Raw genomic sequence first — 11248 nt, forward strand, 5'->3', positions numbered from 1 at the left:
ACGGGTGCCGAGGAACACGCAGAATGCGGGGCGTTGTTCGTGGTCCCTCCGAGCCTCGTACGGAGTGCGGCCTGGGTCGCCGCCTCCCACCGCCGGGACGGCGGCCCGTGGGTCGAGGCCGGGGGCGAGCCCGCGGCCAAGGCCGAGGGCCTGGGCCGCCGCGCCGGCTTCGGCGTGTGCTCGGCGGTAGCCGTGCGGGCCGCGGGCGGCGAGGTCGGCGGTCGAGGAGCATCCATGCCAGATCGTGCGCTCAGCTTGCCGTTTATGGTCGTCGGGCGTCGAACGAGGTTCGAACTTGTTCGGCGTTTCTCCAGTTCACCAGCCGCGTGAGGGGTAGGAAGCCGATCCTGTGCTGAGCGACAGCGCAGCACGGAGGCCGGGATCGTGGGACGGGTCGAACACGACGTTCAACGAGACGCGTTGACGGTGGTGGCGGAGTTCCGGTCGGAGCTGTAAGCGTGCCTGACCGCGCGGAGCGACGCCCTGTTCGAGCTGTGCGACGCGCAGCACAGCCGGGTGCCCGGGTGCTGCGCCGCGTCCAGGGCCCGCTCCAGAGTGAGCACCGGCGCTTCGGGCGGGTCCTCCGTGCAGTAGACGGCCTGGACGGTGCCGCGGCCGGGCCCGCGGCCGCCGGCCTTCGCGAGCACCCAGCCGGACGGGCGGCGCGGCCCCAGCTCCCGCGCCACGAGTGACGGCGGCTCCAGTACTCCACGGGCACGCCCGCGTACGAGACGCCGTCCAGGGGCTGCATGTGCCGCGGTGCGCGGACCCAGACCCGGTACTCGGCCGGCTCCACCGTGTCCCCGGGGCCGTTGCGGTACGCCGGGAGGCCGACCTCGTACAGCCAGCCGTCGTGCACCTGGCGCTTCGACCACAGGCAAAGGCTGGGTACATAGCGGTGTACACCTCGCCTACCCGAGACGGGTCGCCCTCGCCAGCTGGCAGCCTCAGGCCACGGCGGCACATCAGCAGGGGCACTCCGGGCCCAGCAGTTGGTGGGGGCGGCTGGTCTCGGGCATGAGGCCAAGTATGTCCAGCAGCAGCGCCAGCTCGGCCGTGTCAGCAGCCCGGGCGGCCACAGCCCGCCGCGAGGCCTCGCGGGCTCCCATCGCGGACGGGGCCAGGAGGGCGGATTCGTCACTGCCGAAGGGATCCTTCACCCGGCCGATCCCACCACGCCCACACATTGTGCGCAGCCGGACTGTTCCACCTGGCCCGGTGGCAATAGGCCTCCGGTTGCCCGCCCCGGCCCCGCAGCCGGACCGGCACCGGCAGCAGTGGCCGGACCGCCCACTCGGCGTCCGACATATCGGTGGGATACCGATGCTCGCGCGCCCCGTGGTCTCTGGCGTTCCCGAACCTGTGAGCCAGACAGTCACACGCAAGAGTGGCCGAAGTGGACCCCACTCCCGCGTTGCCTTAGAAATACGACAACACGGCCTCCTGGACCGCACGTTGGCTCCGCCCCTCTTCGAGCTGCCAAGAGGCCCCTGCTCTCATGGACGGCAGCCGCCGCAGTCACCCGATCGACTGACTTCTCGACGAGATCGGGACGACGGCAGTCGCGTCGCTTCTCGTGATCGCTGGGACGGACAAATTCGCACTGCCATCCAGGTAGACGGTCGGCTTGATGACGCCCCGAGGCCGCCTCGTGGGTTTGAGCCCGGTGCCGCGGCTGACGAACCTGGCGAAGAGTCGTGTCCTACCGGCTCGACGCGCGGCCAACCGCCCCCGCTCCGTGCTACTTCGCTTCCGGCTCCCAGGCGCGGAGCAGGTCGAGCAGCCCTGCGTCTCCGTCAACGTGCAAGGAGTCTGCCTGGATCCGGTCGTACAGGTAGAGGACCAGCTCACTGGCCGTGCCGTGAACGGAGGCGCCGGCTGCGTCCGAGTCCTCGCCGGTCGCGGCGGTGGGCGCGGGGATACGGGTGGTGCGTGCGCCGCCGCCGTCGACGGTGAGGCGCCAGGAACGCCCCTCGGCGGCGTGGAAGTCGAAGGCCGTGGGCTTGTGCGGCCAGGCACTCGGCGTTGCGCAGACGGTGAACAGGAACTCCTCCACACCGTCGAGTGCCGGCTCGACCGGCAACGGCTGCGGGGCGCCCCCGGCGAGCTGGGCGTCGTAGGTGTGCACCGCGGTCTCCTGGACCCGGTGCCGGGCGGTGCCGCCGGCGGTCTGCGGTGACTGCGACGCGGGCCACCACGTCCAGCAACCGCTCTCCGGTCCCGCCGCGCGCAGGGCGCCCAGCAGAAGCTGCGTCGACACGTCCAGCCAGGCCAGCAGGGCCTCACGCTCCTGCGGCACTTCCAGCGCGGCGCGCGCGGCGACGGCCTCGGCGGGGGGCGCGTCGGCGGGCCCCGCGCCGACGATGGCGGCCCAGAAGCGGTCTCCCCCGCCCAGGTGCTTCACCAGATCGAACAGCGTCCACCCGGGGCAGGTCGGCACCTGCGCGTCGAGACCGGGCGCGGCGGCGACCACGGCGCGGAAGGCGTTCGACCGTTCATCGATCAGTCGCAACAGGTCGGGGAACTCAAGATTCTTTTCCACGGCTGGTGTCTATCACCGTGCTCCGGTGATCGGACAGCGATTTTCACAGTCGTCGCCGGTTGGCCATTGGGACGTCCTCGCCTCCACCGCTCGGGTGACGAGCTGCGCACTGCTGCGAGGACGCTGGTGGTGGGCGGTACGCCAGGCATCGTGCCTGTGGGTGCTCCGGCCTCTCCGCGCGGCCGGGCACCTTGGCGACTTGACGTCCACCCGGTGCGCACGGTCATGCTGCCGCTCGATGTGATGGACGCAGAGGTCACGACGGCGGAGGAGGAGCGGTCAGGTCGGGAGTTCAGGTGACTCTCGTTCGACCATCACTCCTCAAGCACGGAACAACAACAGCCACTTATAACGCGCTTTGCAGGTGTAGGCGGCCCGCCCTCGCCGCCGCCCACGACATCCGGCTCTCGGTCGGACGGACCGGAGTCTGCTGGGACAACGCCCTCGCCGAATCCTTCTTCGCCACCCTCAAGAACGAGCTGGTCAGCCAGCGCAGGTGGCACAGCCGATCCGTCGCACGATCCGCGATCTTCGACTACATCGAGGGCTGGTACAACAACCGCCGACTCCACAGCAGCCTCGGCTACCGGAGCCCAGCCGAGTACGAAACCACCGCAGCCTGACCAACACATACAACCTGTCCGCCAAACAGGAACAACCTCAGTGCTGCAAGCCCTCTCACCTCGAAGCGCCCGCGAACTCCGAACGGTCATCGACAAGTACGACTCCCTGGCCGTCCAGCCTGCTCTCGCTCTCACGGGTCGCGGCTGACGGCCAGCCAAGTGCGCGTGCCGCCGAAATCACTTCGCCACCCTGCACGACTGGGCCGCAGACTTTTGTCCGCGGACAAAAGTCCGGCTCGCTCCTCCCCCGCGCATCCCCCCTTCGACTGCAGCTGGACTGTCGGCCCCGGGTACTAGCCTCCAGCTCCATGGGATTCACCAGCGCTTGGGCAATCAGCAGTCACAGCGATGCCTTCATCGCCGAGCTGTCCCCCCGGCTGCTGCCGGCCATGGAGGCAGACCGCGCCGTACCAGGCGCTCGGCAGCGGTGGGAGCGATGGCAGCAGACACCGCTGCCGGACTACGACACCTGGTACGCCCCGGCCGCGAGCCCGGCGTTCACCGCTTCCGACGCCGCCGCCGTCGAGTCGTTCCGAGAACTCACAGCCCCCGGCGAGAACGCCGACGACGTCTGTGTCGGCAACGCCGAGCCGCGGTTCTACGTCGTCGACGACGTGTGGGCAGCGCAGGAACGGGACGGCATCTTCATCTCCGTCCATTCCAAGAAGTACGCCGTCGCATCGCTCTTCCACGCCATCGGTCCGGCGCGTGCTGCCCTGCTCCCCGGCTGGTGCGGGAACTTCCTCCTCACCTCGGCGCAAGTCCGGCAGTCGCTGTCCTCCGTCGAGCGAGCCCTGTCCTTCGACGACACCGAGCGGACTTCCGCGGAAGCCCGGGACTGGCTCGACTACCGCACGGACGAGGAGAGTGTCCTGGACGGCCCCCTGCGTCTCTGGCGCACTGCCGCTCAGAAGGGGCTCGGTCTGTGCGGGGTGGCCGTTCACCTGTACTGAGGCTGCTGCTGTCCCGTGCCGCCCGATGTCGCCGCAACGCCGATTCTGCGCGTCGAGGTACGCGGACACGGGCCCGACTTTTGTCCGCGGAAAAAAGTCGGGCCGCCTCATCCTGTGTCCGGCAGGGGTACCCGGCCCTTCTCAGCCTCGCCTGCAGCGTCATCTGCGGTGTCCTGGGCGGACCTGAAGCCGCGGTCTTGGATCACCGGGAAGACTTGCCGAGTGGTGGTGATCCAGTCGTCGATGTCGGCATGAGAGGACTGGACGGCGCTGATCAGTGCCTCGATCACGTCCAGCTTCGGCCTACCGACGTTCAGGCTGAGCTCATCCATCGACACCTCCTGATACGGCATGGCCAGCTGCCACCAGAACCGCATGAGGAAGCGGCATTCCTGCTGGTCACGATCGTCCGCGAGGCGATCGTGAATCACCCGCTGCACGCACCGCCGCTGCTCGACGTCACGAAAGCCGTTGTTGAGGTCAGTCAGGATCACGCCCGGACAGTAGCAACCGCATGCGAGCACGAGCACGGACTTTTGTCCGCGGACAGAAGTCGGGCCCGGCTAACCGTCGGTGAGCAGCCTCCATGCGAGGGCCCGCAGTTCCTCATCAGGGTGGGATTCCTCCGAGAAGGGGGTGTCACCCAGCAGGCGGTGCGGCGAGAAGGCGAAGGCTCGGAGGGTGGGGCGGAGGTCCTCGGGGATCTCGCCGATGGCGGCGAGGGCCTTCAAGGCGCTGAGCCCGACCGGAGAGGCGGAGACCAGCTCGGCGAGGACGGGGACGGCTCGGTCGGGGGATCCGGTGATGGCCTGGTGTGCTTCGGCGGCCGCCATACGGGTCCAGTCGTAGCGGGCCGTCAGCAGCTGTTCGATGGTCGGCAGCAGCGGGGCGGCCGCGCCGCCCAGAGGTGTGAGGCAGGCCAGGTACCAGTGGGCCGGCCCCTTCGCCGTCGCGAGCAGGGTCTCGAAGGTGCGGAGCGCCGGCCCGGCCTCGCCGGTGTGCCGGTGGTACGCCACGGCCGCCGCGATGCTGAGGGAGGCGTCAGCGCTCTCCACGGCCTTGAGGAGCGCGGTGGTGGTCTCAGGGTTCGGAGTGCCGACGAGCCCGAGCAGGCGGGCGGCGACGATGGCGCCGCGGCCGGTGCGGAGGCAGTCGAGGAGTTCGGGCTGCGCCTGCCCGGCAGCCGGACCGAACCGCTCCAGCGCGCCGACCAGGTGGATCGCGTCGTTGCCGGCGGCGCCTGCCGCCAGTGCGCTCCGGATCGCGGGTATCAGCCTGTCGCCAACCTCCGGGAAGAACTGGGCCACTGCCTGCAGCGTCTGGGCGTCGGAGCGGTGGAGGGCCGGATCCAGGGCCAGATCCAGGGCACGGGGGTCGCGGGAGTGCGTCAGGGCGAGGAGTGCGGATCCGGCGACGCTCTCCTCCTGCCCGGTGCGTGCGTACTCGTACAGCGCTTCCCGGAGTTCGGCGCTCGGCTCGGGGATGTGCCGGATCCAGCGGCCGATGGTGCTCAGGCCGTAGGCGAGGGTGTTGGCATCGCCGCGGTGGGGCAGAGCAGCGAGCAGCAGGTCCAGGGCCTCGGGTTCGCGGCCGCGCCAGGTCTCCATGATCTGCTGGGCGATCCAGGACCCCCGGGATCCGGTGTCTCCCGCCGCGATCCAGCCGGCTGCAACGGTGAGGGCGGCGTCCGGGTCCTGGCTGAGCAGTTCGGTGAGGTGCTGGTCCTGTGAGGTGCTGCCAGGCCAGGAGAAGTGGTCGTCCCCGGGGTCGGGGTCGGCGCCGTCCTCGGTGAGGATCTCCACGAGTCGGGGTGCGTACGGTGGCCCGGACCGCTCGGCGGCGAGCACCGCGGCGGCCAGGCGGACCTCGGGCAGTGGGCTCTCAAGGGCCTCCGCCTCACTGCCGCCCGACCGGGCCCGGACCACCATCGCGTCCGCCCGTACCGCCGCGACGGGGTCAGTGGCGTACAGAACGTCGACCCGGGCCAGCACCTCGGCCCGCAACTCGGCGGGGAGGAGCCCGGCCACGGCGGCGATGACGCGCAGCACCGCCCGTCTCACGCCGCGATCGGCATCCTCCAGGCAGGGCAGCAAGTCGGGAAGGACCCGGGCGAGCTCCGTGCAGATCGCGGCGACCGAACTGCCCGGCCAGTGGGGCGACTCGATGTCCCCCGGGGCGTGATCGGCCAGGGTGGCGAGCAGCATCAGCAGGTGGTCGCGGTTGCCCGGGGCATGGCGGACAGCGTGGGCGAGGAAGGGGACGGCGGGGGCGGAGGCCGGGTAGACCGTGCCCTGATGGTGGATGTTGCCGTAGAGCTCGTAGATGGCTTCGTCGACCGTCTCCTGGTCATCCTGATAGAGCGCCCTGATCAGCTCGGGCACGTCCTCGGCAGAGCCGTAGGCATGGGTCAGGGTGTGCCAGGGCACGTCGTCCAGTTCGGCCGGAGATCTCATGGGTCCTCACTCGTCAGCTGATCAAGTGCGCCGAGCCTAGTGATCACCACTGACACCAGGGAGGAGAGGCGAGCCGGAACCCACACGAGAGCAAGTAGTCGGCCGCCACGGCCCGTCGGGCTGCTCCTCGGGTCCGCGCCCCGGCTCGCCTGCCTATCTCCGGCGGTTCAGCCGCGTACGTGCAGTCCGAAACCCGTGCGGCCCACGGGCTCCAGGCCCTCCTTCAGGTGCAGCGAGGGGATCTCGTAGTCGCCGAAGTTCTGCCGCCGGAACGCAATCGGCTTTGTCGACTCCAGGGTGAGCAGGCGCTGCTCCCAGGCCCTGGCGACGTCCGGGTAGTCCTCGTCGGTCATCCGGTCGGTGCCGTACAGCACGAACGGCGGCAGCACCTCGATGCCCGGGTAGTAGAGGATGCCGTGTTGGATCGGGAACAGCAGATCGTCGATGGGGCCGTTGATCCCGCGAGCGGCGTAATGCGACTCCGGGCCGCCTGTGGTCACCGACAGCAGAGCCCGCTTGCCCGCGAGGGTGCCTTCACCGAAGCGCTCGCCGTACTTGGTGTCGCTGTGCTCGCCGACGCCGTAGGCGAAGCGGTAGGTGAACACCCGGTCCACCCAGCCCTTGAGGATCGCGGGCATGGTGTACCACCACAGCGGGAACTGGAAGATGATCGTGTCGGCCCACAGCAGCTTCTCCTGCTCGGCGAGGACGTCCCGGGTGAGCGTCCCGGCATCGAAGGCCCGGCCCGAGTCCAGGGCGACCTTCAGCGGGCTCGAGGCTTCGGGGCCGTAGTCCGCGGCGTCCACGACCGCCTTCCAGTTCATCGCGTACAGATCGCTCACCCGTACCTCGTGCCCGGCGTTCTCCAAGGTGGACACCGCGAGGTCCTTCAGCGAGCTGTTGAGCGACTTCGGCTCCGGGTGGGCATGGACGATCAGCGTCTTCATGGGAACTCCTTCGGATCGGATGCCTTCGATCCTGGACGCCGCGGCGCCCGGCGTTCAGGGACGCCGCTTCCATCGGACGGGACTTCCTGGTAACAGCAGGACCACCCTCACGGGCACAGTCGAGGCCATACTCGGGGGCATGGACGATCTTGCGGGGTTCCTGCGGACCCGGCGTTCCCGGGTCGACCCGGCGGCCGTCGGCATCCCCACCGACAGCCGCCGCCGGGTCGAAGGGCTGCGCCGCGAAGAGGTCGCGCACCTGTCCGGCGTCAGCGTCGACTACTACGTACGCCTGGAGCAGGGCCGCGCGACCCAGCCCTCCGAGCAGGTCCTCGACGCGCTCGCCCGCGTCCTCGACCTCGACGAGACCGAACGCGGGCACCTCTACCGCCTCGCGCGGCAGCGCCGCCGCCGCGCGAAGACGCCGGGCGGCCGGGTCCGACCGGAGCTGCTGCGCGTCCTCGACCTGGTCACCGAAGCACCCGCGCTGATCATGGACCACCGCCTGGACGCACTCGCCGGGAACCGCCTCGCCAGGCTCCTCTTCGGCCGCCCGATGCCGGGACTGAACATCGCCCGGCACATCTTTCTCGAGGAAGTCGAGGGCGGCCTTTACGCGGACTGGGAGAACTGCACCCGCGACGTGGTCGGGCACCTGCGCCTGGCCGCCGGCAAACACCCCGAGGACCCCCGCCTGGCCTCACTCATCGGCGAGCTGGCGATGGGCAGCGAGCGCTTCCGCCGCCTCTGGGCCCGCGCGGACGTGCGCGCCCGCGCACATGGACGCAAGGCGTACCGGCACCCCCTGGTCGGACTGCTGGAACTGCACCAGGAGAACTTCGCTCTGCCGGACGAATCAGGCATGGAGCTGCTGGTGCTGACCGCGGCCCCCGGCAGCCCCGCCGAGGACGGACTGCGCCTGCTCGCGGGCCTGGGCGCGGACAACGGTGACGCGCATCCCACGGTGAACGCCCAGATCCGCGAGTAACTCGACAACGCCCACCCGCGACCGGGAACGCCTCAGCGCTGACGGCTCCGTTCTCGTGGGCAAAGCCACCCGCACGTCTCGCCTGTCGGCCCCGACTTTTGACCGCGGACAAAAGTCGGGGCGAAGGAGGAACGGTGGCACACACGGCGTGCGTGCCGAGGGGGCAGGCCGATCGGCGGCATCAGCTCTGGATAGCCTGCGGTGGTGGCCGATTCCCCGTTGAAGTTTCTGATAGATGCCGATCATGGCCAGTTCTACGTCCAGGACCTTGAGCCCTACGACTCCTGGATGGATGAGCACGCGATCGATCCGCACCTGCCGCCGGCCGGCTGGACCGACGAGGCAGTCCACGTGCATCGCATCGGACGGGAACCGCACTCGATCTCCGTCGGCACCGCTCGGGACGACATGGTCGAGTCCGTCATCACCGTTCACCCGTCGGCACCAATGACGGAGCCGACGGCCGAACACATCGTGGAGGCGGACCTGGACGCCCCGACCGGCCGACTCACCGTATGTAGCCCGGGGGTCCTCCCGGACGATGGCCCCAGCATGACCGTTCCGGCAGGGCTGCTGCGTGCCCGGGTCTCCTACGTCCCCACCGACCCTCCGTCCGTCGAAACCGACGGCGGCCCCGGTGACCACTTCCTCTATCAGATCGACCTCTGGCCCACCGACCGGCCGCGCGAGCTCGTCGTCCTCAAGCAGGGGGCCAATCCCTGGGCCGGATAGTTCCGGCTCTGATCAAAGCAAGAACAAGGGCAACCTTTCCCGTCTCCACACGTGCACGAGGCCGGCGGCCGGACCGGGAAACTCCGAAAACCGGGGACTTCCGAGCTACCCAGAACGGCATCACGCGAGGCTCCGGGGAGGGTCGTACGGTGCTCCGGAGGCGGTGCCGAGGTACTGGGCCAACCGACCCCGAGTACTCGCTCACGCGGCCGTCTGCGGCAATCGCCGAACAGGCTCCGACCTGGTGTTTTCTCTGGATTCACCTAGGCTGCGGGGGTCTGATGGACACCGCCGAAGAGGGACATCGTGCGCGAGGAAACCAACAGCTACGACGCCGGCCAGATCGAGGTGCTGGAGGGGCGGGAGGCCGTTCGGAAGCGGCCCGGGATGTCATCGGCTCCACCACTGAACGCGGCCTGCGCCAGCTGGCTTCAAGGATTCGGCCTGGGCGGCGGGCCCGGCAGGAGCAGTCCTGCGGGTGGGGCGGTTAGGAGGCCGTCGTCGAGGGATGGAGGCCGCGACCAGGTTGCCGCGTCTCGCAAGTCGACGACACCGCCATCGAACTGTGCCGCACGGAATGTCACCGTGGCACCGGAGAACTTGGCGCGGTCGAAGTTCACGGCGCCGCTGGAGAACTTGGCGCCTTTGAAGTTCACGGTACCGCTGGAGAACTTGGCTCCGTAGAAGCTCACCTTCCCGCTGGAGAAGGTGGCGCCATAGAAGCCCACCTCGCTGCCGGAGAACGCGGCGCGGTCGAAGTTCACCACGTCACTGGAGAACGTGGCTTCACGGAAGTTCACCGAGCCGCCGGAGAACGTGGCTCCGCGGAAGTTCACCGAGCCGCCGGAGAACGTGGCACCGCGGAAGAGCACCTCGCTGCCGCAGAATGTGGCACCGTAGAAGCCCATCGAACCGCCGGAAAAGGTGGCACCGTAGAAGCTCACCAGGCCGCTGGAGAAGGTGGCTCCGGTGAAACGCACCTTGTCACCGCAGAACCGGGCGTAGGAGAAGTCGCCGCCATCGAACACGGCTCCGGTGAAGTCAAGGTCGTATCCGCTCCAGGACGTCTCGTGTGGGGTGGCGGCTAGGAGGTGGTCACGGATTGTCCGGATGACAGTGAGGCGGACTTCGCGGTTGGCTTGTCCGTTGGAATCTCCGTCGGCTGGTGTGCCCTCTGCGAGGATTCGTGGGTAGGGCATGCGTAGGTAGGCGCAGAGGACGTCGATACAGGTTTGTCGGCGTTCGGTCCAATCGTCGGCGAGCCCGGCCATGGCGTGGACACCGGCTAGGCGGCAGGCTGCCTCGCTGTGGCCGAGGAGTTCGGCCGCGATGCTGAAGCGTTCGTTGAGCAGGCGAGTCCGTTCGTGTTCCAGGGTTCGTTCGGTGTTCTGTCGGAGGGCTCTTGAGGAGCGCCAAGCGCCGGCGAACGCTCCTGCGCTGGCGAGTAGGGCACCAACGAGACCCACAAGGAGCGTCACCCAGATGGGAGTGCCAGAGCCGGGGCTCTGGTTCGATGCCGGGGTGCCGGAGGAGGTCGGGGTGGGGACGGTGCTGAGGTGGTCGAGAACGCTGGTCAGCATCGTCATGGCGACACAGTAGGGGGGTGCCCCTACACCGGCCGGATGGCGTCCGGAGAGCAGCTCTGATGACACTCGGATTGGGGACTGCCTTCCCCCTGACAGGCCTGAGGTCTCAGTTACCCTCCAGTGCTGCGCCGGCCTCGGGGAACATCGGTACAGCGGTTGTCGGTGAGAAGGATCACGGTCTGGTCGGCACGAGCGCGCTGACGCGGTTCTCGCGGTCTGCACCTGACGATGCAGCGCCCCGATACCGCCTGATGACCCTGGCCGCCACCGCCCTCACCACCAGCGTGGCGACATGGATCACCCAGCGGTGAACGGTCTGCCACACCAGGCCGCGGGGGGTTGGGGGGGGGCCGGGGGCGCCCCCACACCCCCCCACCCCGGCCGCCCCCCCCACACCCCCCACCCCCGGGGGGGGTCGGGAGAC

At 69.3% G+C, this 11248-nt stretch carries 11 protein-coding genes; 4 read left to right on the forward strand and 7 right to left on the reverse strand.

Annotated features, from left to right (window positions below):
* Positions 1-407: 407 nt before the first annotated feature.
* From ACIQ5Y_RS14835 to ACIQ5Y_RS14845, 3 genes are all read right to left on the reverse strand, one after another.
* Complete coding sequence (locus tag ACIQ5Y_RS14835; RefSeq protein ID WP_403879722.1) at positions 408-686, reverse strand: hypothetical protein; 279 nt, start codon at positions 684-686, stop codon at positions 408-410.
* Between the two features lie 279 nt (positions 687-965).
* Entirely contained in the window at positions 966-1160 is a 195-nt protein-coding gene (locus ACIQ5Y_RS14840) for a hypothetical protein (RefSeq protein WP_403879724.1), read from the reverse strand.
* A gap of 581 nt (positions 1161-1741) precedes the next feature.
* Positions 1742-2542: a maleylpyruvate isomerase family mycothiol-dependent enzyme gene (locus ACIQ5Y_RS14845; RefSeq protein ID WP_403879726.1), complete on the reverse strand. Its 801-nt coding sequence runs from the start codon at positions 2540-2542 to the stop codon at positions 1742-1744.
* 296 nt (positions 2543-2838) lie between these two features.
* On the opposite strand from ACIQ5Y_RS14845, the gene ACIQ5Y_RS14850 reads away from it, so the two are divergent.
* Positions 2839-3165 (forward strand): integrase core domain-containing protein, encoded by a 327-nt coding sequence (locus ACIQ5Y_RS14850; RefSeq protein WP_403879728.1) that lies wholly within the window; start codon positions 2839-2841, stop codon positions 3163-3165.
* Positions 3166-3473: 308 nt separating this feature from the next.
* A complete protein-coding gene (locus tag ACIQ5Y_RS14855; protein ID WP_403879730.1) occupies positions 3474-4118 on the forward strand; it encodes a hypothetical protein in 645 nt (214 codons plus the stop codon).
* Between the two features lie 107 nt (positions 4119-4225).
* Here ACIQ5Y_RS14855 and ACIQ5Y_RS14860 read toward each other — a convergent pair whose 3' ends face one another.
* The 3 genes from ACIQ5Y_RS14860 to ACIQ5Y_RS14870 form a co-directional block, all read right to left on the reverse strand.
* Entirely contained in the window at positions 4226-4612 is a 387-nt protein-coding gene (locus tag ACIQ5Y_RS14860) for a hypothetical protein (protein ID WP_403879732.1), read from the reverse strand.
* A gap of 69 nt (positions 4613-4681) precedes the next feature.
* Positions 4682-6571 (reverse strand): hypothetical protein, encoded by a 1890-nt coding sequence (locus ACIQ5Y_RS14865; RefSeq protein ID WP_403879734.1) that lies wholly within the window; start codon positions 6569-6571, stop codon positions 4682-4684.
* 167 nt (positions 6572-6738) lie between these two features.
* Positions 6739-7518: an NAD(P)H-dependent oxidoreductase gene (locus ACIQ5Y_RS14870; protein WP_403879736.1), complete on the reverse strand. Its 780-nt coding sequence runs from the start codon at positions 7516-7518 to the stop codon at positions 6739-6741.
* 139 nt (positions 7519-7657) lie between these two features.
* Between ACIQ5Y_RS14870 and ACIQ5Y_RS14875 the strand changes: the two genes are divergently transcribed.
* Both ACIQ5Y_RS14875 and ACIQ5Y_RS14880 read left to right on the forward strand, forming a co-directional pair.
* Positions 7658-8506 (forward strand): helix-turn-helix transcriptional regulator, encoded by an 849-nt coding sequence (locus ACIQ5Y_RS14875; RefSeq protein ID WP_403879738.1) that lies wholly within the window; start codon positions 7658-7660, stop codon positions 8504-8506.
* A 288-nt stretch (positions 8507-8794) separates the two neighbouring features.
* On the forward strand, positions 8795-9238 hold the full coding sequence (locus tag ACIQ5Y_RS14880) for a hypothetical protein (RefSeq protein WP_403879739.1): 444 nt from the start codon (positions 8795-8797) through the stop codon (positions 9236-9238).
* 431 nt (positions 9239-9669) lie between these two features.
* On the opposite strand, the gene ACIQ5Y_RS14885 is transcribed toward ACIQ5Y_RS14880, so the two are convergent.
* On the reverse strand, positions 9670-10824 hold the full coding sequence (locus ACIQ5Y_RS14885; RefSeq protein WP_403879741.1) for a pentapeptide repeat-containing protein: 1155 nt from the start codon (positions 10822-10824) through the stop codon (positions 9670-9672).
* Positions 10825-11248 lie beyond the last annotated feature (424 nt).

Origin of the sequence: Streptomyces sp. NPDC096339 (assembly GCF_044762985.1) — a bacterium.
Taxonomy (GTDB): domain Bacteria; phylum Actinomycetota; class Actinomycetes; order Streptomycetales; family Streptomycetaceae; genus Streptomyces.